This window comes from Paenibacillus sp. V4I9 (genome assembly GCF_030817295.1).
Lineage (GTDB): Bacteria > Bacillota > Bacilli > Paenibacillales > NBRC-103111 > Paenibacillus_E.
The window spans coordinates 2,902,266-2,925,450 of sequence record NZ_JAUSZE010000001.1 but is presented as its reverse complement, the minus strand read 5'-3'; the positions used below and the strand labels follow the sequence as shown (position 1 = coordinate 2,925,450).

The following is a 23,185-nucleotide window of genomic DNA, read 5'->3' as shown; positions in this document are numbered from 1 at the left end:
CCATATTTCCTGATTTTATGCAGGAAAGGACAAGAGTAGAACGAGGCATGTCCTGGTATGACGGAAAAGCAAAAAAGAGACAGATTGATCTGACTCTTTATCCAAAACTATTTAAAGGGGACTTCACAAGTCACGCGGCTTAGGTTTGAGCTGGGACTTGCGAAGTTAATGTCGCTTTGCGAGAAAGATTAACTCTTCCTTGTTGGTCAATCTCGGTTACTTTGACGGTGATTTGATCGCCAATGTTCACTACGTCTTCCACTTTCGCTACACGCTCTGTGGAGATTTGTGAAATATGAACCAAACCTTCTTTACCAGGCAAAATTTCTACGAATGCTCCGAATTTCTCAACGCGTTTTACGGTTCCCAGGTAAGTTTCACCCACGATAACCTCGCGTACGATGCCTTCGATAATGGAACGTGCTTTTTCGTTCATCTCTTGATTGGATGAAGCGATGAATACACGGCCATCTTGTTCGATATCAATTTTAACGCCGGTTTCTTCAATAATTTTATTGATGATTTTACCACCTGCACCAATGACATCACGGATTTTGTCCGGGTTGATGTTCATCGTAAGAATCTTAGGCGCGTATTTGGAAAGGGTCTTCTTAGGCTCAGAAATACGAGATACCATTTTACCCAAAATGTGCAGACGGCCTTCTTTGGCTTGCTGCAAAGATTGCTGTAGGATGCTGCGATCAATCCCATCGATTTTGATATCCATTTGCAGGGCTGTAATACCTTCAGCAGTTCCCGCAACTTTAAAGTCCATATCGCCAAGGTGATCTTCCATACCCTGAATATCGGATAGAATGGAGAAATGATCGCCGTCTTTGATCAGACCCATTGCAATACCAGCAACCGGAGCTTTAATCGGAACACCAGCATCCATTAGAGCAAGTGTACTTGCACAAATACTCGCTTGGGATGTTGAACCGTTCGATTCCAATACTTCAGATACGAGACGAATTGTGTAAGGGAATTCAACTTCATTAGGGATGATTGGCTCAAGGGCTCTCTCACCTAATGCACCATGTCCGATTTCACGACGACCTGGTGGACGAAGCGGTCTTGCTTCCCCAACGGAAAACGGAGGGAAATTGTAATGATGCATGAAACGTTTCGTTTCTGTAAGATCCAAGCCATCCAATATTTGAACATCGCCTAAAGCACCTAATGTACAGATACTCAGAGCTTGTGTTTGTCCACGTGTGAACAAGCCTGAACCGTGAGTACGCGGTAACAGATCAATATCACAATCAATTGGACGAATTTCTTCTGGTTTACGTCCATCCGGTCTCACTTTATCATGCGTGATCAAACGACGTACTTCTTCTTTAACGATATCATAAAGCGTTTCCTTCACATCACCTAGTAAGCCAGGAGTCTCTGCATACAAGGCTGTAAAATGTTCCACGGCTTCGGCATTCACAACATCGATTGCTTCTTGTCTAGCATGCTTCTCAGGAATTTTAATCGCATCAACTAATCTAGCTTGAGCAAATTCACGAACTGCACGATTTACCTCGGCATCAACCGTATGAAGTTTGACCTCCATTTTCGGTTTACCCGCTTGTTCAACCAATTCTTCAATCAACGCAACAATCTTACGGATTTCATCGTGTCCAAACATGATAGCCTCGAGTACAACTTCCTCTGAAACTTCATTCGCACCAGCTTCTACCATCATGATCGCATCTTTGGTGCCGGCAACTGTCAAGTGAAGATCACTTTTCTCTGCTGTCTCACCCGTCGGGTTAATAACGAATTGCCCATCTACTCGTCCCACAATCACGCCACCAACAGGCCCATTGAAAGGAACGTCAGAGATTGCTAGTGCAGCAGAAGTACCAATCATTGCTGCCATTTCTGGCGGACACTCTTGGTCTACGCTCATTACGATAGAAACGATTTGCACGTCATTACGGAAGCCTTCAGGGAAAAGTGGGCGAATCGGACGATCCGTTAAACGGCTCGCTAGGATTGCTTTCTCACTTGGACGTCCTTCACGTTTAATAAAACCACCAGGAATTTTACCTACGGAATACAATCTTTCTTCATAATTAACCGTTAACGGAAAGAAATCCAGATCTTTCGGTCCGCTTGAAGCCGTTACTGTACTTAGCACAACCGTATCACCATAACGAACTGTTACAGCTGCATTGGCTTGTTTGGCCAGTCTACCCGTTTCAAGAATGAACGGTTTGCCGCCAAGTTCCATTTGTACCCTTTTCTCCATAACATCCTCCTAAGGAATTGTTCTATTCAATTCATATGTGTTTGATAAACATGCACAGAAAGTAAGGTTCAGAAACCTTTAATATTATGCTCCGTATGTACTCAAAAAATTGCCTAGCGCTGGAGTCATCCACTATTTCTGCGTAATGTCTAGTATTTCCTTCTTTTTCCGTTTTAAAAATACAAGAAAAAGCAACCTCGTTGCTTTTCTTCGCCAAAGCTTTATCAAGCCCAGCAAAGGAGCAACAGGTTGCTTCTCATTGTCGGTTTTATCGACGCAAACCAAGCTTTTCAATCAAAGCACTGTAACGGCTCACATCTTTGTTCTTCACGTATGCTAGCAGCTTACGGCGTTGACCAACCATTTTGAGCAAACCACGGCGGGAATGATGATCTTTCTTGTGAGTCCGCAGATGATTTGTCAGGTTGACAATGTTTTCTGTAAGGATTGCTACTTGTACCTCAGGTGAACCCGTATCGGTATCATGTACCTTGTGAGTTTGAATCAGTTGTGTTTTACGCTCTTGAGTTAATGCCATGATTGTTCATCTCCTAAATTCTATTGTATCCCCGCTAGCCTAGAAATCGCCGATGATAGCGTATGTCCAAGCTAAGGTTCATGCCAGAAGGTATAGATCCTTTTGGCAACGTTATTCAGTATATCATAATCGCACAGTAGAAGTAAATGCTTGTTTCAACTGAAACGTTATAATTTGTTCTTGGCTGTTTCGACGTCAAGTTTAATTTGAGTAACCAAATCGTCCAGGGATGAGAATTTCCGCTCTGGTCGAAGGAAAGCTATGAGCTCAACATTCATATGCTCGCCGTAAATTTGTTCGGAGAAATCAAATAAATGAGCTTCGAATGAGGGCTTCAATTCTCCAGTTGTGAAGGTAGGTTTTACACCAATATTCATAACCCCTTTATAGGTTTCCCCTTTAACAGAAGCTTTAATCGCATAAACACCATTGGTAGGGATGACATAAGACTCATCCAGTTGAATATTAGCGGTAGGAAAACCAAGTGTTCTCCCCCGCTTTTCTCCATCCACAACGATGCCGCTTATACTATAGGGACGCCCAAGAAGTCTGGTAACTGTGTCTATGTCCCCTTGCTGTAATGATTCACGAATGAGTGTACTGCTAACTTTTTCGCCATCCATATGAAAGGGTCTCACCACTTCTACAGAAAATTTCCCATGACTCAACTCACAGAGCGAATCCGGGGTACCTTTACCTTGAAAACCAAACGTAAAATCAAAACCGCATATGACACTTTCAACACCAAGTCGATCTAATACTTGATCCACGAAATGTTCCGGGGATAACCGCATTAAAGAGGCATCAAAGGTAACAATGTAGGTATGACTCACACCCAGTGATTCAAACATCTTCATTTTCTTACTCATCGGAGTTATTAGATCCGTATATCTATCTTGACCCATTACTGCTCTAGGATGTGGGTGAAAGGTCATGATGGCTGCCCTCAGCCCAAGATTCTTAGCCGTGCGTAGGGCTCGTCCAATGACTTCCTGATGTCCCAAATGTACACCATCGAAATCACCAATTGCCACCACTTGCTCTCCTACAATTAGGTCCAAATCATCCATATTAATGGGATATGATATTGGTATTATGCGCATAAGTTCATTTCACCTACCCATGTCAACCTGTCCCGTGACGTTATAATTAGAGGAAAACTTTGGCTGGGATCAGGACTTGGCTAGCGCTGTTCCATTCATACAAACCAAGAAAACGTTCATCAGGCGAATAAGCCCTGAAAATGGTTTGTGAAGCTTCTGCATGAGCCGTCCGATTCGCAGTCATAGTAATTTTCTTCCCCTGTAGTGCATGTACAGCTTCCCCGGCAGATAGTTCAATGAATGGGATATGTGAAATCGCCTGATCCATAGGAATCATATGCGCCTGCAGTAATCCTTGAACCTTCATTTGTTCAATCTGTTCAAATGTTAAGCACTGTTCTTGGCGAATACTGCCCGTCGATGTACGTATTAGACTTTTCATCACCGCCGGATATCCGAGAGCTTTGCCTATATCCACACATAAGGTTCTTATATAGGTCCCTTTGGAGCAAGAAGCACGAAATTGAATCTCTGGATGCTTTTGTTGTAGGTCCATATGAAGAATGTCTAGCTTATGAATCGTCACTTTACGTGACTTCCGCTCTACTTCCTTGCCTTCTCGAGCTAATTCATAGAGTCGTTTCCCATCAATCTTCACCGCAGAGAACATTGGTGGAACCTGTTCAATTTCTCCGACAAAAGAATGAAGAACCTCACGGACCTTCATTTCATCTAAAGTCACCTGTGAAACTTCTTCCAACACCGTACCCGTCATATCCTCCGTATCGGTAGAAAGACCAATTCGAAGAACAGCTTCATATTCCTTAGGCAGATCCTGAATGTACTCCACCATTCGAGTTGCCCTACCTATACATAATGGCAAAACCCCAGTTACTTGCGGGTCAAGCGTTCCCGTGTGGCCGATGCGTTTGATCCCAAGGATACCTCTAACTTTGGCTACTACATCATGAGAAGTGAAGCCCGCTGGTTTCCATACAGGCAAAATGCCTTCTAACGTCATATGAGTTCGTTCCCTACTTCCTGAACCATTTTGGCTACTGCTTCCTCAAGCGTACCTTGGATTGTACAGCCTGATGCACGAACATGGCCGCCACCGCCAAGTGATTGCGCAATCGCAGCAACGTCAACAAGCCCTGATGATCGGAGACTTACTTTAATGACACCGACTGCTTTCTCTTTAAATAGCATGCCCACTTCTACGCCTTCCACATTACGCGGATAATTGACAAGCCCATCCAGATCGTCGCTTGAGGCACCAGTTAACTCCAAATCTGCCAGAGAAACAGCAAGCCATGCTAATTTACGATCATTCGCAAATGAAAGTGTAGATAAAGCTTTCTGAAGAAGTACGATTTGCGAATAAGTGACTCTTTCCAGCACTTGCTCAGCTATGACAGAGCCCTGAACACCAAGTGATAGCAGCGTTGCACCAATCTGCATAACCTCAGGCGAGGTATTCGAATACCGAAAACCACCTGTGTCAGTCAGCAAGCCCGTGTAAATGCAATCACCAAACTCCAAATTCGGTACAAGTTTCATATGTATAGCTAAATCATACAAAATTTGAACGGTTGCAGCGGCATCATGTTTAATCAAATGGCACGAACCAAATCTATCGTTCGTTGGATGATGATCAACATTGAGCAGCTGTGCCTGGTCATCAAAAAGAGTGCTGATCCTACCCATTCTGGAGAAATCAGCACAATCTACACTTATGATGGTTTGGTAAAGTTTTTCTGGAACTTCCTTGCCATAATCAAGGACTTGATCATTTCCCCATAAATAGGAAAATTTAGAGGGCATAGCGCCCTCATTGATCATTGTAAAGGATTTTCCCAGTTGTTTAAGAATCCAACCGGTGGCATACGTAGAACTGGCGGCATCCCCATCCGGTTGGATGTGAGATACCACCAGGAAATCATCATGCTGCTCGATAAACGTAGCTGCTGCTGCCAGCTGCTGGCTGTACTCGGTGGCATGGTTCATTCCACTTCTCATACGCTTGAATTTCCTTCCTGATTAAGCTTGTGCAACAAGTTATCGATATGACTTCCATAATCAATAGAAGCATCGAACTTAAATTGCAGTTCTGGAATTTTACGTAAACGAATTCGTTTGCCTAATTCCGAACGAATATATCCAGAACCCACAGAAAGTGCCTTAAGTGTTGCAGCTTTCTCTTCTTCTGTGCCCATTACGCTAAGAAAAACGCGAGCTAAGGATAAATCGTTCGTTACTTCTACACCAGTTACGGTTAAGAAACCAATGCGTGGATCTTTCAATTCGGACTGAACGATCTGGCTTAATTCTTTCTTGATTTGTTCGCCAACTCGACCTACACGAACTCTAGCCATTTGTCATCACCTCTCAACGGACTCCATGATGAAGGCTTCAATAATGTCGCCCTCTTTAATATCATGATAACGCTCAAGAGATATACCACACTCGTAACCTTGTGCCACTTCTTTTTGGTCATCCTTGAATCGTTTCAGGGAGTCTATTTTACCTTCGTGCACGACAATACCACTGCGGATCAAGCGAGTTTGTGCATTACGAGCAATTTTGCCTGAGATAATCATACATCCAGCAATTGTACCTGAACCCGTAATTTTGAACACATTACGTACTTCTGCTTGACCAAGTACAACTTCTTTAAAGATAGGATCCAGCATGCCCTTCATAGCTTGCTCGATTTCTTCAATTACGTTGTAGATAATGTTATGCAGACGGATATCAACTTTCTCTTGATCTGCTGTTGCTTTCGCAGCAGGTTCAGGACGAACATTGAAACCGATAATAATCGCATTTGATGCAGAAGCCAGAATAATATCAGATTCTGTAACAGCACCAACACCGTTGTGAAGAATTTTAACGCGAACGCCTTCCACTTCGATCTTCTCAAGTGAGCTTTTCAGGGCTTCAACAGAACCTTGAACGTCACCTTTGATGATTACGTTAAGCTCTTTGATTTCGCCGTCTTTAATGTGTTTAAAGAGGTCATCCAGCGTGACGCGGGAATTCGCCGTCATTTCGGATTGTCGAAGTGCTATGGAACGACGATCTGCAATGTCTCTTGCCTTACGCTCATCTTCATAAGCAAGGAATGGATCCCCAGCTTGTGGAACTTCTGTAAGACCCGTGATTTCAACTGGTGTTGAAGGACCCGCTTCTTTCAGACGTTTACCTTTATCATTCACCATCGCTCTTACGCGGCCGAAGCACACGCCAGCTACGAAGCTATCTCCGACTTTTAATGTACCATGTTGAATCAGGATTCTGGCAACTGGACCACGACCTTTATCCAACTCGGCTTCGATTACGGTCGCTCTAGCACGTTTGTTCGGATTAGCTTTATACTCTTGAACTTCCGCAACAAGCAGAATCATCTCAAGCAGATTTTCAAGTCCAATCCGTTGTTTTGCGGAAATTTCGCAGAAAATTGTATCTCCGCCCCACTCTTCCGGAACCAACTCATAAGCAGTAAGTGCTTGTTTGATTTGATCTGGATTTGCGCCTTCTTTATCAATCTTGTTAACTGCAACAATGATCGGAACGCCTGCTGCCTTAGCATGGTTAATTGCTTCAACGGTTTGCGGCATTACGCCGTCATCAGCAGCAACAACGATAATTGTAATATCGGTTACTTGTGCACCGCGGGCACGCATCGTTGTAAAAGCTTCGTGACCAGGCGTATCCAAGAAAGTGATTTTCTTTTGGTTAACTTCAACTTGATAAGCACCGATGTGCTGCGTAATACCGCCTGCTTCGCCTTCGGTTACACTTGTTTTACGAATAGCATCAAGTAAAGTCGTTTTACCATGATCGACGTGCCCCATAATCGTAACAACTGGCGGACGCTCAATCAGATCTGCCTCATCGTCAATTTCTTCGAAAGTCTCGAAATTATCTTCTTCGACTTTAATCTTAATTTCAACTTCAACGCCAAACTCGGATGCAATCAATTGAATGGCTTCCAAATCAAGCTCTTGGTTGATTGTTGCCATTGTACCCAAGAACAAAAGCTTTTTAATAACTTCAGAAGCATCTTTGTGAAGTAATTTCGCTGTTTCACCAACGGTCATACTGCCACGAACGATGATTTTCTTAGGCGTGTTGTCAATTTTTTCTTTCTTAACGGTTTCTTGTTGGTATCTGCCTCTATTGTTACCGCGTTGATTTCCTCTGTTTTGTCCACCAGGTCCGCGATTGCCGCCGGAACGGTTATCATCAAAACGCTTAGGAGTTGGTTTGGATTTCTTAGTTGTAATTACACCAGCTTTAGCTGCTGCATCATCCAATTCAGCTGCTGTTGCTCCTACGTGGAACTGCGGCTTTGCTTCTTGAATGACAGGTCTTCCGCTTTGATTATTGTTACGGTTATCAAACGGTTTGGACTGACGGTTTGGGCCAGCACTACGGTTCGGGCCTGCATTTTGCGGACGGCTGCTATTTGCGCTTTGTCCACCACCAGCTCCCGGTCCACCAGTCCCCTGACTTGGACGAGACCCTGCATAGTTACTATTGCTGCGTGGAGCTCCGCCTTGGCCTTGACCTTGGCCTTGGCTGTAGCCTTGACCGCCACTAGGACGTTGGCTATTGTAGCCGCCAGTTGAACCACTTGGACGCTGGCCACCTGGATTGGAACCTTGATAACCCGTACGTTGTCCACCTTGGCTGGAACCTTGACCACTAGGGCGTTGTCCACCTGGATTGGAGCCTTGATAACCCGTACGTTGTCCACCTTGGCTGGAACCTTGGCCGCTAGGACGCTGTCCGCCTGGATTGGAACCTTGATAACCTGTACGTTGTCCACCTTGGCCTTGACTGTTTGGGCGTTGCCCGCCTTGCGATGATCCTTGACCACTTGGGCGTTGATCACGCCCAGGCTGAGCTGGACGACTAGCCGTATTAGGCGTAGATTGTCCTTGGGGTGCTGTTACAGCACCATTTGTAGTCGTGCTGTTCGTTGGTTCTGAAGCAACTGGCTTCGAAGCCTGTGTTGCTGCACCTTTATTCTCTTGTGCTGGAGCCTGCGTTGCAGGATTCTGATTCGTCGTAGATGAACTCACATTTCCTCCGTCCGTAGCTGCTCGTTTGGCAGCCGCATTGGCTTTAATATCACGAAAAAACTTTTCTACACTGCTTACTGCGTCATTTTCCATTACACTCATATGATTGTTAACGGGAATATTCAGACGTTTGAGGATGGTTATAATTTCTTTGCTGCTCATATTGAGTTGCTTTGCGTATTCGTAAACGCGAGTCTTATCTTTATTGTCTTGTTTATTGGTCAATATGTTTCACCTCCGCAGGATTATCTTGACTCTTCTGCAGCATCTGCGCGAAGCCTCCGTCCAATACACCTATGGTGACACGCATTTCTTTCCCAATGCTGCGGCCCAATTCATACTTCGTACCTATTTCCATGAGTTTAATTCCATAGAATTGGCATTTATCTTGAAATTTCTTACGTGTATTAGCAGATGCATCCTCCGCCATAATGACAAGTTTGGCTTCTCCCGAGCGAATCGCTTTAAACACACCTTCATCACCGGTAACTAGCTTCCCTGCCCGCATCGCCAAGCCCAATTGGGATAGAAATTTAGGATTCATCTTCAGACTCCTCCTCTTTAGAAGAGAGGAACTCATCTTCAACACGAATGAAATCTTGCTCCAATTGGTCATAAATATCGACACCAACGGCATGCTTCAGCGCTCTATCCAGGGCTTTACTTTTCTTCGCCAATTTAAAACAAGAAACTTTACCGCACAGGTAGGCACCGCGCCCAGACTTTTTCCCTTTGAGATCAATGAGAATTTCATCTTCAGGCGTTTTGACGATGCGGATCAAGTCCCTCTTCGGCATCATTTCCTGGCAGGCCACGCATTTTCTCAGAGGGATTTTTCTCTGCTTCATTCCGATCACCCCTTGCTACGAACAAAAACTTAATCGACACTTACAGAATCTTGATGCATTTCTTCTGAATAAGTTTTCACTCTGCCATATTCTTGTTCGGCTTGTGTTTCACTTTTGATGTCTATTTTCCAACCTGTCAATTTGGCAGCAAGACGAGCATTTTGCCCTTTGATTCCAATAGCCAAAGAAAGCTGATAGTCAGGTACAATGACACGCGCCATTTTTTCATTTTCATGAATTTGCACTTCAAGCACTTTGGAAGGGCTAAGCGCATTGGCTACGTATTCTTCCACGCTTTCCATCCAACGAACGATGTCTATTTTCTCGCCGCGCAGTTCGCTTACAATCGTTTGAACACGTAACCCTTTAGGCCCTACGCAGGATCCTACTGGATCAACTTCAGCGTTGCGAGAGTGAACAGCAATTTTGGATCGGAAGCCGGCTTCACGCGCAACCGAACGAATCTCGACCACACCATCAAAGATTTCAGGAACTTCCAGTTCAAAAAGACGCTTCAACAGCCCTGGATGTGTTCTTGATAAAATGATTTGCGGTCCTTTCGTCGTATTTTCCACTTTCGTGATATACGCTTTAATCCGATCGCCCTGTTTGAACTTATCCGTAGGCATCAATTCAGTCAAAGGCAGCACAGCCTCAACTTTACCCAAGTCCACATATATGTTACGTTGATCTTGGCGTTGAAGGATTCCTGTAACGATATCTTCTTCCTTGTCGATAAAAGCATTATAAATTAAGCCACGCTCGGCTTCACGAATACGCTGAGTCACCACTTGTTTGGCAGTTTGAGCAGCAATACGTCCGAAATCACGAGGAGTCACTTCAATTTCAACGATATCTTCCAATTGGTAATTCGGATTAATTTCACGAGAAGCGTGAAGTGAAATTTCCAATCTTGGATCTAATACTTCCTCAGTTACGGTTTTACGGGCATATACCTTGATGAGGCCAGTATGGCGATTGATATCAACTCGCACGTTCTGTGCGGTGTTGAAATTACGTTTATAACTTGAAATCATCGCTGCTTCAATTGCATCGATAAGTAACTCCTTTGAGATACCCTTCTCACGTTCAATTTCCGACAGCGCTTCGATAAAATCCGTGTTCATTTGAACTGAGTCCCCCCTTTCAATAAGTAACGGTCACTAAAAAACGATAGCTAGACGAGCGCTTGCTACTTTAGCGAACGGGATAATTATTTTCTTTTTGCCAATTTCAATAACGAGTTCTTCCTCGTCAAAGGAAAGCAGCAAACCTTCAAATTCCTTGGAACCGTCTATAGGTTCATAGGTGGTAACAAATACATGACTATTCACAGCCTTATAATAATCTTGTGTCTTCTTAAGCGGACGTTCCGCGCCAGGTGAAGAAACTTCCAAGAAATAGGCATCAGCAATGGGATCTTTTTCATCCAATTGAACACTTAAGTATTCACTGATGCGGCCGCAATCATCTATATCAATTCCGCCTTCCTTGTCTGCATAGACACGAAGGAACCAATTGCTGCCCTCTTTGACATATTCAATATCCACGAGTTCAAATCCATTTTGTTCAATGAAATCCTTCAGCATGTCCTCAATGACGGATTTGATTTGCGCTTGTGTAGCCACAGATAAATGTACCTCCTAAATTGACTTTCCCTTATCGTATTCCGAAAAGTCCTATATCAAAATGTAAAGAGTGGGTTTCCCCACTCTTTAATCACAAGATGATATCCTCATTATTGCCAATAAAAATTATACCATAACCATTCTTTGCATTACAATAGCAAACTTGTTAATCATTTTCACTTGACAGCCTAAAGTTTTCTTAAGAAAACTTGCTTCGGAAGCATTAACTTTTGAGTTTTTCTAAAGAAAAACTGACTTCGGGAGCTTAAAATAAGGACAATTGATTCGATTCCGGCAGTCCACGGAAACATCCCATCGAGCTGAGCATCTCAATGACCGTCTTTGAGGCTTTGGACCGATTCTGGAAATCTTCGATGGAGAGGAAGTCGCCTTCCTCTTTGGCAGCGGCAATATTTTTGGCTGCGTTATCTCCGATACCTGACATTGCCGCAAATGGCGGGATAAGTGACGTACCATCGATAATAAAACGTGTCGCATCCGAACGATAGATATCAATCGGTTTGAAACTGAAGCCACGGGACGTCATTTCGAGTGACATCTCCAAAATGGAAACCATCGCTTTTTCTTTCGGCAGCGCCTGGAAGCCTTTTTCTTCAATCTCAATCAACTTTTTAAGAATGGCATCATATCCCTGACACAGAAGCTCTAGATCAAAGTCAGCCGCACGAACACTAAAATAAGTGGCATAGTAGGCTATCGGATGATAAACCTTAAAGTAAGCTGTACGAACAGCTGAGATAACGTAAGCAGCAGCATGCGCTTTTGGAAACATATATTCAATCCGTTCACAAGATTCAATATACCAGGCTGGCACATTACAGCGTTTCATCTCATCTTTCCATTCATCTGTAAGCCCCTTACCTTTACGAACACTCTCGGTAATTTTGAAAGCAAGACCTGCATCCATTCCCGCCTTATAAATCAAGAAAAGCATGATATCATCCCGACAGCCAATAACGGTCTTAATGTTACATATCCCTTTTTTGATTAGCTCCTGTGCGTTCCCCAACCAAACACCTGTTCCATGTGACAAACCGGATATTTGCAGTAAGTCGGCAAAGGAGCTTGGCTGCGTTTCCTGAAGCATCTGACGAACGAACTTGGTTCCCATTTCCGGTACACCATAAGTGGCTACTGGAGAGCGGATTTGATCCGGTCTGACCCCAATCGCTTCCGTCGAGTTGAATATACTCATCGCTTTTGCATCATTCATTGGAATTGTTGTCGGATCAATACCTGTTAAATCTTGCAGCATCCGCATCATCGTCGGGTCGTCGTGTCCGAGAATATCAAGTTTCAGCAAATTGGCGTCAAAGGCGTGATAATCAAAATGGGTCGTTTTCCATTCCGAATTCTTATCATCAGCTGGGTATTGTACGGGTGTGATATCATCAACTTCCATATAATCCGGAACAACGACAATACCGCCGGGATGCTGACCTGTACTTCTCTTCACACCTGTACAGCCCGCAGCTAATCGGCTAATCTCAGCACCGCGCCATTTCTGTCCTTGCTCTTCTTCATACTTCTTGACGAATCCGAATGCCGTCTTCTCGGCGACAGTACCGATGGTCCCCGCGCGGAATACATTCTTCTCACCAAAAATTTCTTTCGTAAAATTATGCGCAATCGGTTGATAAACGCCAGAGAAGTTTAAATCGATATCGGGAACCTTGTCCCCTTTAAAGCCAAGAAACGTCTCAAACGGAATGTCGTGACCGTCACCTTTTAAATTACCCCCGCAATTAGGGCAAACTTTGTTCGGAAGATCGAATCCACTCGGAACGCTCCCGTCAAGGAACCACTCACTATGCTGACAAGATAAACATATATAATGAGGAGGCAGCGGATTAACCTCGGAAATGCCTAACATCATCGCAACGACGGAAGAACCAACGGAACCCCTTGAACCTACGAGATAACCGTCCGCATTCGACTTTTTCACAAGACGTTCGGAAATCAAATAGTTAGCAGAGAAACCGAACTTAATAATCGGAACAAGCTCTTTCTCAAGCCGGGCTATAATGACTTCCGGAAGCTCATCCCCATACATTTTCTTCGCTGTATTGTAACAGGTGGCACGAATTTCTTCGTCGGCACCTTCAATGATGGGTGTAAACAGCTTGTCAGGGAAAAGTTCAATGACTTCAAAGCGATCCGCTAGATCATTCGTACTGCGAATAACAACCTCGATCGCCTTTTCTTCACCAAGAAACTTGAATTCTTCCAGCATTTCTTTGGTCGTACGGAAATGTGCATCCGGTTTTTTCATAGCTTTAAGTGGGCTAAACCCGGTAATTCCATTAATGGCAATATCTCTGCATACTTTCTCACGAGGATTCAGATAATGCGCATTCCCTGTAGCAATAACCGGTTTGCCGGTCTTATAACCAATTTCACAAACACGTCGTACAGCATTTTCTAAATCTTCGACACTTCCCACGAGACCCTTTTCTACCAGATGCATGTTATAGCTCACAGGTTGAATCTCGAGAATGTCATAGAACTCGGCCACTTGCTCGGCTTCTTCGATTGATTTATTCAGAACGGCTTCAAAAAATTCCCCTTTTTCACAGCCGGAGGTGATAAGGAGACCTTCTCTATGCTCTACTAGAACACTTTTGGGAATTGTTGCAGAGCGCTGTAAATAGGTTGTATGGGATAAGGATATAAGTTTGAATAAGTTCTTCTTCCCAACGGCATTAAGTGCATAAACACAACAATGGAAAGGACGTTGATTTGACAAATCTTTTCCTACATAATCATTCAATTTAGCAAGATTCGTTATTTGTCGATCATTAGCCTCGTTAATTAAATGATATAAAACAAAGCCTAAGGCAATAGAGTCATCAATCGCGCGGTGATGGTTGTCCAAGCCTACTTTAAATTTATCCGACAAGGTATTCAATCGATGGTTCTTCATTGAAGGGAATAAAAATCTTGCAAGCTCTAGGGTATCAAGTACGGAGTTCGTAACCTCTGGCAATCCCATACGTTTCAAATTCGCTTGAAGGAAACCCATATCAAATCGTGCATTATGGGCTACGAGAACACAATCACCAACAAACTCAATAAACTTAGGTAGCTCATCCTCGATATCAGGCGCATCTTTTACCATATCATCGTTAATGTTTGTTAATTGTTGAATGTTATAAGGAATTTTCTCGTGGGGATTAATGAACGTTGCAAACCGCTCAATTTCTTTACCGTCCTGCATTTTAACACCTGCAAGCTCAATAATTCGGTTATTGGTAACAGAAAGTCCCGTTGTCTCTACGTCGAATATCACATATGTTGCTTGCTTTAGATCCATATCTCTACCATTCATCACAATAGGAACAGAGTCATTCACAACATTTGCTTCCACACCATAAATCACTTTAATCCCGTGCTTTTTGGCGGCTTTTCCTGCATCAGGAAAACATTGAATGTTACTATGATCGGTAACCGCGATGGCTTTATGTCCCCATTTAGCTGCCATTTTCACATATTGATCAATTGGTGTCAGAGCATCCATGGTACTCATGGTTGTGTGAAGATGAAACTCAACACGCTTCTCAGATGCATCGTCCATCCGATCTCTGGGAGCCATAACTTCATTCAGGTCATTCGGAATCATGACAAGTTCAGGAATTTGCATGAAACGATCGTACTCGACCTTCCCTCTCGCTCTAATCCATGTTCCATTTGCAAGAAGGCTCATAATTTTCACATCATCTTTGGTTTTCGCAAATACTTTCATCGCCAAAGAATCTGTAAAATCGGTCAGGTTAAATGTAAATAACGTGTTTCCATTTCTCAATTCCTTTACGTCTAGTCCAAATACGGTACCCTGAACCGTTACTTTCTTCTCTTCTTCTTGAATGTTCTTAAGTGGCGTCGGCACCTCTTTGATATCGTAGCCCATGACAAGCTTGAGATCCGTATCTGGTAATGAGGATTCTTCTTCTTCCATGTCAATGGACATCATAATCTCTTGAGTGATGGTCTTCTCGCCTTGCTCGCGCTGCTTCGCAAATTTCTCGTACTCAGCTTCGATCTCGCTAGAATCACTTATCGCATACTTTACGTTTAATTCTGTTTGAAAAAAGTTATGAAAAAAGTTCCGTATAAACATATCTACATTTTTCTTTTTAGCAAGTTCAAGTCCAATCTGATCTAGCATTATGAGTGTTAGCGTATGACCTTGTACCTCGAACCTTGCTTTCGACATCCAACCATTAATCGATGCTACTTCTCGCTGCAGCCATTCCATAAATAGGCTCCAGTATTCTTCCACTAAAGCAGCGGGTTCTACTTGCTCATATTTCCAAATAAAACGAATCTTCGCAATTTGAGCGAACTTCTCTTGAATCATTTTGCAAAAAGAGCGGTAAATATTCTGAGGGACTATTTCATTTTTCACCAAATAAAAGGTCCAGTCGCGATTTTTACGACTAATTTCTACTTGCTCGATGTAGCCTTCCGCAAAAAATGACCGCACGATATCGGCTGGAATCTCGGCTTGCTGCATCAAAAGCTCAAAGCGATTCCGTTTATCAGCCAAATTACTCATGAACAGCCTCCCCATAAAAATACGAAGGGCAATGGAATTGTTGCTTCCATTTGCCCTTGATTGTAATTAATAACTTCGGCCAAAAACGACCGTATGTTTAGCAGCATCGCCGCAAACCAGACATGTTGATTTCGTTTCTGAAGGTGTGAAAGGAATGTTACGGCTTGTTGCCCCCGTCTCTTCCTTCACTTGCGCTTCGCAAGCGATAGACCCGCACCAGCCGGCCAAAGCAAAACCGCGTTTCGTCTCCAGGAATGTTTTGAATTCATCAATGGAATCCACTGCAATATAATGCTCGTCACGGAACTGCTTCGCTTTATCATACATCTGCTGATGAATCTCAGCAAGTAAATTTTGAACTTCCTGAACGAAGTCAGTTTGCTGAACGGTTTTCTTCTCCCCGCTTACTCGAGAAACGAGAACAACTTGCCCATTTTCCATGTCACGAGGTCCTAATTCAACTCGGATCGGTACACCGCGCATTTCATATTCATTAAATTTCCAACCTGGGCTTTGGTCTGCACGGTCATCCACTTTAACTCGAACTCCAGCTTTCTTAAGCTCAGCATACAATTCATCTACTCGTCCAATAACTTGTTCACGTGTTTTTGGCGGACCAATTGGAATCATGATGACTTGTGTAGGGGCAACTTTAGGAGGCAAAACCAACCCACGATCATCACCATGAACCATGATAAGTGCACCGATGAGTCGAGTACTAACTCCCCATGAAGTCGTATGGGCAAATTGATGCTGATTTTCACGGTCCAAGAACTTGATATCGAAAGCGACTGCAAAATTCGTACCCAGATAGTGAGAGGTGCCAGCTTGCACCGCTTTCCCATCTTTCATCATTGCCTCGATAGAGAACGTATCGACAGCACCCGCGAATTTCTCAGAAGGAGTCTTCTGCCCAACAATAACAGGGATTGCTAAGAAATCTTCCGCAAATTGGCGGTATACATCCAGCATCTGCATCGTCTCACGGCGAGCATCCTGCTCATCTTCATGAGCCGTATGTCCTTCCTGCCACAGGAACTCTGTAGTTCGAAGGAAAGGCAATGTTCGCTTCTCCCAACGAACTACGTTAGCCCATTGATTAATCAATAGGGGAAGATCGCGATAGGAGTTGATCCATTCCGAATACATGTGACCGATCATCGTTTCCGAAGTGGGACGAATAGCTAGACGTTCTTCGAGCTTCTCTCCACCTGCTTCAGTGACCCAAGGCAGCTCTGGATTAAAGCCTTCCACGTGTTCTTTTTCCTTCTGGAAAAAACTCTCTGGAATAAATAAAGGAAAATAGGCGTTCCGATGACCCGTTTCTTTAAATTTACTATCGAGTTCACGTTGAATGTTTTCCCATATTTCATAGCCATCCGGTTTAAACACGATACAGCCGCGCACTGGTGAATAGCTCATTAAATCAGCTTTCTTGATCACATCTATGTACCAACGGGAGAAATCCTCTCCCTGTGGTGTAATCTCTTTAACAAACTGTTTATCGTTTGACATAAACCCTCCTACAATATTAGGACTATCCCTTAATTAATCTTAAAATATCATTGTAAGTAACTGCCACCATGAGCAGCATTAGCAGTGCAAAACCAACAAAATGAACCATACTTTCTCGATTCGGATCAATTGGCTTCCCGCGTAGTGCCTCTAGACCCATAAATAGAAGTCGGCTTCCATCTAAAGCAGGAATAGGCAGGAGATTAAATATACCTAGATATAAACTTAATGTAGCTGCCCAAGAGATTAAGTAAGTTATTCCCATTTTGGCAAACTCAGCAGATACTTGAGCAGTCCGGACAGGTCCGCCAAGATCATCAAGTTTAAACTGCAGCATAACAAGCTTCTGTAAACCAGTCACAATGCCAATCGTTGTTCCAACGACTTGTTCGTAGGTGCCAGTTAACACTTCGCTAAAGGTTGCGCTTCTACGATCCCCTGAAATGACAACGCCGAGCTTACCAGCCCCTGCTTCCATTTCAGGTGTAACCTGAAGTGTAATTGGATTACCTGCACGATCCACAACCCAAGTCATCGACTTTCCTGCAGATGATTGAATCGAGGTGACAAGCTTCTCCCGGTCATCACCAATCGGCTGATTATCAATCGACATGATAATATCCCCTTTATGAAGACCCGACTTCTCGCCTGCCTTACCTGCAAGCACAGAATCTAGCTTAACGTTCGTAAATACGCCCGACATAATAACAACGATAAAGAACAATACAATCGCGAGTATGAAGTTCATCACAGGACCCATCACAATAGCAATTGCTCTCTGGCCAACCGTTTTCGAACCAAACTGACGATCATATGGAGCAATCTGTGTTTCTGCCCCTTTGGTCACCATCATAGCTTGTGGATCAATGGGATAAGTAACGCTTTCTCCGTCAACATCAAGTGATACTTGAAGCGCTCTATCTAAATCAATTTGTTCCACGACACCAATGATAACATTCGAGCGTCGATCTAATTGATCAAGATAAAGAGATGACACTTGATTTTGTTTATTTAGCTTAACAGCAACCGTTTGTCCAGGGTTCACTTGGACAATTTCCGGGTCTTCCCCTGCCATGCGAACGAATCCACCAATTGGCAAAATGCGCAAGGTATAGCGAGTTTCCCCTTTTTTATATGAGAAAATTTTGGGTCCAAAGCCGATTGCAAATTCTCGAACTAAGATGCCTGCACGTTTCGCAAAGTAAAAATGACCCCATTCATGAATCGTAACGAGAACGAAAAACAACAAAATAACCTTCAATCCAACTTCTATGGCTGACAAGTCGTATTTCCTCCTTCGGGTTTTCTTCAGAAAACTTACCTATGTTTGCAAAAACCATAACGTTTTCGTTTGAAAACCTGCCTTCTAAGCATCCACTTATGGACAGCATGTTCTTAGATTAACATTATTGAACTGCTGAATACAAGCTATGCCCTTTTAGCACAGTATACGAGCTGGGAGTTTGAATTAGACTTTACTTTATAGAGCGCCTAGGTGATAGATTGAAAAAAAGAGCAGAGCCAACCTCGCTGACCTAAGCTCTCATGAAATTAAAATACAATAGATGATGCAAAGGCTCTTGCCCAAATATCTTGTTCTTGTATGACATCTAGATGAGGGTTTGAATGGGATTCATGTTTCTGCAAAACAACTTCAATAATCTGTTCAATTTGTAAGAACGTAATCTCACCTTTGAGGAAGCGTGCAACAGCGATTTCGTTCGCTGCATTATAAACAGTAGGTGAAGTACCTCCCTGTTTGCCACTCTCAAAGGCCATTCGTAAACACGGATACCGATTGTAATCCATCTCACGGAAATGAAGTTTTCCGATGGCAGCCAAATCTAGCCGATTGGTTGGCGTCGGATATCTGTCTGGATAGGTTAATGCGTATTGGATAGGAACTCGCATATCCGGATTACCTAGCTGAGCAATAACACTATTGTCAACAAATTCTACAAAGGAATGAATGACACTTTCAGGATGTATGAGGACATCTATTTGGTCATAGGAAAGATCAAATAACCAATGAGCCTCAATGACCTCAAGACCTTTATTGACCATCGTCGCTGAATCTATCGTAATCTTAGCTCCCATCGACCAATTCGGATGTTGGAGAGCTTGTTCGACCGTTACTCCCTCTAATTGTTCACGTGATCGATCTCGAAAGGAACCACCAGAAGCAGTAAGCGTTATTTTCGCAATTTGCGAGCGATTCTCGCCATTCAAGCATTGAAAGATAGCCGAATGTTCACTATCAATAGGCAGCAAAGACACACCTTTTCGACGAATAGCATCCTTTACAATATGGCCTGCACTCACTAACGTCTCCTTATTTGCAAGACCAATGTGTTTGCCAGCTTCTATCGCTGCCATTGTAGGCTTAAGTCCCTGACTCCCTACCAACGCTGTTACTACCAAGTCTGCATCTGTTGATGCAGCAACTTCCATTAATCCCTCTTCACCATATAACACCTTGGTCGATGACGAAACATTCTTGGAAACTTCGTCGGCCAGCTCCTTGGTCGCGACCGATACAACTTTTGGGTGAAACTTTTTAACCTGTTCAATCAATAATTGACTATTATAACCGCCAGATAATGCTTCAATCTGAAATTTATCTGGGGCATGCTGGGCAATATCTAAGGTTTGTGTACCAATAGACCCTGTTGAGCCCAGAATGGCAATCCGTTTCATCATATTCCACCTCGCCTATGACTGTTAGTGAGTAAGAATTCCAAGCCAATAAATAAATGGAAATACGATAAGCCAACTATCCATCCGATCGAGTACACCACCGTGCCCGGGAAGTAAAGTTCCCGTATCTTTAATACCCTTTACTCGCTTATAAGCCGACTGTATTAAGTCTCCTACTTGTCCAACAACAGCTATTACGAAACCAAGCACCAATGCCTTGCCAAGCCCAAGTAAATCCGGTGCATACCAGGCGAATCCTAATGCTGCAATCATCGAAATAACGACGCCACCTACAGCTCCCTCAATTGACTTCTTAGGACTGATTTGAGGCCATAGAAGATGTTTCCCCAGCTTCGAACCGACAAAATAAGCTCCTGAATCCGAAGCCCAAATACATACAAACACAACTATTGACCAAAATAAGCCATGCTCCATTAAGCGTGCAGCAATCATATAATTAAATCCAAAACCTATGTAAATGACACCAAGTAAAATAACAGAAACCTGATCTATTGTGATCGTATTTTTTGAAGCGACTGTAATGAAAAGCAAGACAAACATGGTCAGCCAAATAATGGCTGTCGAAGAAACGGGAAATGATCCACCAAACGTTTCCCACGGCACTGTTAAGTATAACAAGGAAATTAAACCAATAGCCGCTGTAAATTTATACTTCGTGTAGCCATTCATTTGCAAATATTCACGGTAGCCGATAATTGACAGTAATACGATTAACCCAGCATACCAATAACCACCCAGTACTAATAACGTAATGAAAACGAGCCCGGCAATGACTCCCGTGACGATCCTTTGCTTCAAGTTGAATCCCCCTAGATGAACACGCGCCGGAAACATACGAAGTGATTAGATACCTCCGTATCTTCTCCCGCGGCGCTGATATTCTGCAATTGCTTGCATAAATAATGATTCCGTGAATTCCGGCCAGTACGCCTCCGTAAACCAAAGCTCCGAATACGCTAATTGCCAAAGAAGAAAATTACTGAGTCTGAGCTCACCGCTTGTTCGAATTAACAAGTCTGGATCTGGTAAATCCGAAGTTAACATATAGGAAGAAAAACTTGCCTCATCCAAATCTTCTACTTGTAGTTTGCCATTATGAACATCACGAATCATATCCTGAACACCAGCAATCATTTCTTTACGCCCACCATAATTTAAGGCAAAGTTCAGAATGAGTCCTGTATTATCTTTCGTCCGTTCGATAGCTCCCTCAATCGCTTTGAGTGTGTAATCAGGTAAGCCTTCTTTCCAACCCGTCATTCGGATACGAACATTGTTTTCGATCAGCTCTTCAATTTCTAAAGGAAAAAATTCTTGAGGAAGTTTCATTAGAAATTCAACTTCTTCCTTCGGTCTTTTCCAATTTTCCGTTGAAAAAGCGTACATCGTAAGGACCTTAACACCGATCTCATTTGCAGCCATCGTAATTTTCTTCACATTTTTCATGCCCGAATGATGCCCTGCTACGCGAGGCAAGCCTCTTTGCTTAGCCCAACGACCGTTCCCGTCCATAATAATAGCGACATGTGCTGGCACTTTATCCAATTCGATAGCCGGTATAGCCGAAGAAACAGATTTAACATTGATTCCTAACCATTTCTTAATTAGCTTGAGCACAGTTGTTCCTCCCAACTAGGGAAAGATGAAAAACCCCCAGCGAATACCCGGGGGCATATCTATCTTATACTTCCATGATTTCTTTTTCTTTAGCAGCCAAAACTTTCTCAACTTCAGCCACGAATTTATCAGTGAACTTTTGGATATCCTCTTGATGTTTGCGGGACTCGTCTTCGGATATCCCCGCTTTTTCTAACTTTTTGATCTCATCGTTGGCATCACGACGGATGTTACGAATAGCAATTTTTGCTTCCTCGCCAAATTTCTTCGTCATTTTCACAAGATCGCTACGACGCTCTTCTGTTAAAGCCGGTATAACAATTCGAATAACCAAGCCGTCGTTAGATGGCGTTAATCCTAAATCAGACTTCATAATTGCTTTCTCAATCGATGTCATCGAACTTTTGTCCCATGGTTGAATAAGTAATGTACGTGAATCAGGTGTTGTTAAATTTGCCAGTTGATTCACAGGCGTCATCGCTCCGTAATATTCCACTTGGATGCGATCTAATAAAGATGGCGTAGCACGACCTGCACGAAGAGAAGTTAAATCTCTTCTCAAGGCGCCAATTGCTTTATCCATCCGATCTTCTGCATTCTTTTTTACTGATTGTGGCATGGTTTAGACACTCCCTTTAACTGTAGTCCCAATTTTCTCGCCAAGGACCACTCGTTTGATATTCCCTTTTTCTGTGATATTAAACACCACTAACGGGATGTTGTTATCCATACAAAGGGAAGATGCGGTGGAGTCCATGACACCAAGATTGTTACTGATAACTTCCATATAGGTTAACGTCTCGAATTTCTTCGCTGTTGGATCTTTGAATGGATCTGCCGAATATACGCCATCCACTTTATTTTTGGCCATGAGAATAACTTCTGCTTCAATTTCAGCTGCTCTTAAAGCCGCTGTTGTATCTGTTGAGAAATATGGATTCCCAGTACCTGCCGCGAAAATAACAACTCTCCCCTTTTCAAGGTGACGCATTGCTCTTCTACGGATGTATGGTTCAGCCACTTGCTGCATAGTAATGGAAGATTGAACTCTTGTAGGCACATCAAGATTCTCTAGTGCATCCTGCAGAGCCAATGAATTCATGACGGTTGCAAGCATACCCATATAATCTGCTGTCGCACGATCCATACCCTTCTCACTACCTGCAATACCACGCCAAATGTTTCCACCGCCCACAACGATAGCAACTTCTACATTTAATTCCACAACATCCTTCACCTGTTGGGCAATGGAAGTAATAACTTCCGAATCAATGCCATAACCCTGCTGTCCTGCCAAAGCTTCGCCGCTCAATTTTAGCACTATTCTTTTATAAAAAGGTTGACCCAACTTGTATAACCTCCGTTTCAAT

At 43.2% G+C, this 23,185-nt stretch carries 19 protein-coding genes; all 19 read right to left on the bottom strand.

What is annotated here, in order from left to right:
- Positions 1-139: 139 nt before the first annotated feature.
- On the bottom strand, positions 140-2,242 hold the full coding sequence (locus tag QFZ81_RS13430; protein WP_307443458.1) for a polyribonucleotide nucleotidyltransferase: 2,103 nt from the start codon (positions 2,240-2,242) through the stop codon (positions 140-142).
- Positions 2,243-2,510: 268 nt separating this feature from the next.
- Positions 2,511-2,780: a 30S ribosomal protein S15 gene (gene rpsO / locus QFZ81_RS13425; RefSeq protein WP_029195252.1), complete on the bottom strand. Its 270-nt coding sequence runs from the start codon at positions 2,778-2,780 to the stop codon at positions 2,511-2,513.
- 167 nt (positions 2,781-2,947) lie between these two features.
- Complete coding sequence (locus QFZ81_RS13420; protein WP_307603039.1) at positions 2,948-3,883, bottom strand: bifunctional riboflavin kinase/FAD synthetase; 936 nt, start codon at positions 3,881-3,883, stop codon at positions 2,948-2,950.
- 46 nt (positions 3,884-3,929) lie between these two features.
- Positions 3,930-4,844, bottom strand: coding sequence for a tRNA pseudouridine(55) synthase TruB (gene truB, locus QFZ81_RS13415; protein WP_307443462.1), 915 nt, complete (start codon positions 4,842-4,844; stop codon positions 3,930-3,932).
- Positions 4,841-5,842 (bottom strand): DHH family phosphoesterase, encoded by a 1,002-nt coding sequence (locus QFZ81_RS13410; RefSeq protein WP_307603037.1) that lies wholly within the window; start codon positions 5,840-5,842, stop codon positions 4,841-4,843. Before QFZ81_RS13410 ends, truB begins: the two co-directional genes overlap by 4 nt.
- Positions 5,839-6,198, bottom strand: coding sequence for a 30S ribosome-binding factor RbfA (gene rbfA, locus QFZ81_RS13405; protein ID WP_057301522.1), 360 nt, complete (start codon positions 6,196-6,198; stop codon positions 5,839-5,841). The genes QFZ81_RS13410 and rbfA overlap by 4 nt, the downstream gene beginning before the upstream one ends.
- Before the next feature lie 6 nt (positions 6,199-6,204).
- Positions 6,205-9,138 carry a translation initiation factor IF-2 gene (gene infB / locus QFZ81_RS13400; RefSeq protein WP_307443466.1) on the bottom strand — a complete coding sequence of 978 codons (2,934 nt, stop codon included), beginning with the start codon at positions 9,136-9,138 and terminating at the stop codon, positions 6,205-6,207.
- Positions 9,128-9,457, bottom strand: a complete 330-nt coding sequence (locus QFZ81_RS13395; RefSeq protein WP_171648885.1) for a L7Ae/L30e/S12e/Gadd45 family ribosomal protein — start codon at positions 9,455-9,457, stop codon at positions 9,128-9,130. The genes infB and QFZ81_RS13395 overlap by 11 nt, the downstream gene beginning before the upstream one ends.
- Entirely contained in the window at positions 9,447-9,761 is a 315-nt protein-coding gene (rnpM, locus tag QFZ81_RS13390) for an RNase P modulator RnpM (RefSeq protein ID WP_307603035.1), read from the bottom strand. The genes QFZ81_RS13395 and rnpM overlap by 11 nt, the downstream gene beginning before the upstream one ends.
- Positions 9,762-9,790: 29 nt before the next feature.
- Entirely contained in the window at positions 9,791-10,888 is a 1,098-nt protein-coding gene (gene nusA, locus QFZ81_RS13385; RefSeq protein ID WP_047672911.1) for a transcription termination factor NusA, read from the bottom strand.
- Between the two features lie 36 nt (positions 10,889-10,924).
- On the bottom strand, positions 10,925-11,389 hold the full coding sequence (gene rimP / locus QFZ81_RS13380; protein ID WP_307443467.1) for a ribosome maturation factor RimP: 465 nt from the start codon (positions 11,387-11,389) through the stop codon (positions 10,925-10,927).
- 265 nt (positions 11,390-11,654) lie between these two features.
- Positions 11,655-15,965, bottom strand: a complete 4,311-nt coding sequence (locus QFZ81_RS13375; RefSeq protein ID WP_307443469.1) for a PolC-type DNA polymerase III — start codon at positions 15,963-15,965, stop codon at positions 11,655-11,657.
- A gap of 66 nt (positions 15,966-16,031) precedes the next feature.
- On the bottom strand, positions 16,032-17,480 hold the full coding sequence (proS, locus tag QFZ81_RS13370) for a proline--tRNA ligase (protein WP_307443471.1): 1,449 nt from the start codon (positions 17,478-17,480) through the stop codon (positions 16,032-16,034).
- Positions 17,481-17,502: 22 nt separating this feature from the next.
- Positions 17,503-18,762 carry an RIP metalloprotease RseP gene (gene rseP, locus QFZ81_RS13365; RefSeq protein WP_307603033.1) on the bottom strand — a complete coding sequence of 420 codons (1,260 nt, stop codon included), beginning with the start codon at positions 18,760-18,762 and terminating at the stop codon, positions 17,503-17,505.
- A 269-nt stretch (positions 18,763-19,031) separates the two neighbouring features.
- Positions 19,032-20,177 (bottom strand): 1-deoxy-D-xylulose-5-phosphate reductoisomerase, encoded by a 1,146-nt coding sequence (locus QFZ81_RS13360; protein ID WP_307606889.1) that lies wholly within the window; start codon positions 20,175-20,177, stop codon positions 19,032-19,034.
- A gap of 24 nt (positions 20,178-20,201) precedes the next feature.
- The gene (locus QFZ81_RS13355; RefSeq protein WP_307443475.1) at positions 20,202-20,996 is read right to left on the bottom strand and encodes a phosphatidate cytidylyltransferase; all 795 of its coding nucleotides are present in this window, start codon (positions 20,994-20,996) and stop codon (positions 20,202-20,204) included.
- 45 nt (positions 20,997-21,041) lie between these two features.
- Positions 21,042-21,815: an undecaprenyl pyrophosphate synthase gene (locus QFZ81_RS13350; RefSeq protein WP_373463670.1), complete on the bottom strand. Its 774-nt coding sequence runs from the start codon at positions 21,813-21,815 to the stop codon at positions 21,042-21,044.
- Positions 21,816-21,879: 64 nt separating this feature from the next.
- Positions 21,880-22,434: a ribosome recycling factor gene (gene frr, locus QFZ81_RS13345; protein WP_029195236.1), complete on the bottom strand. Its 555-nt coding sequence runs from the start codon at positions 22,432-22,434 to the stop codon at positions 21,880-21,882.
- 3 nt (positions 22,435-22,437) lie between these two features.
- Complete coding sequence (gene pyrH, locus QFZ81_RS13340; RefSeq protein ID WP_029195235.1) at positions 22,438-23,163, bottom strand: UMP kinase; 726 nt, start codon at positions 23,161-23,163, stop codon at positions 22,438-22,440.
- Positions 23,164-23,185: the final 22 nt, after the last annotated feature.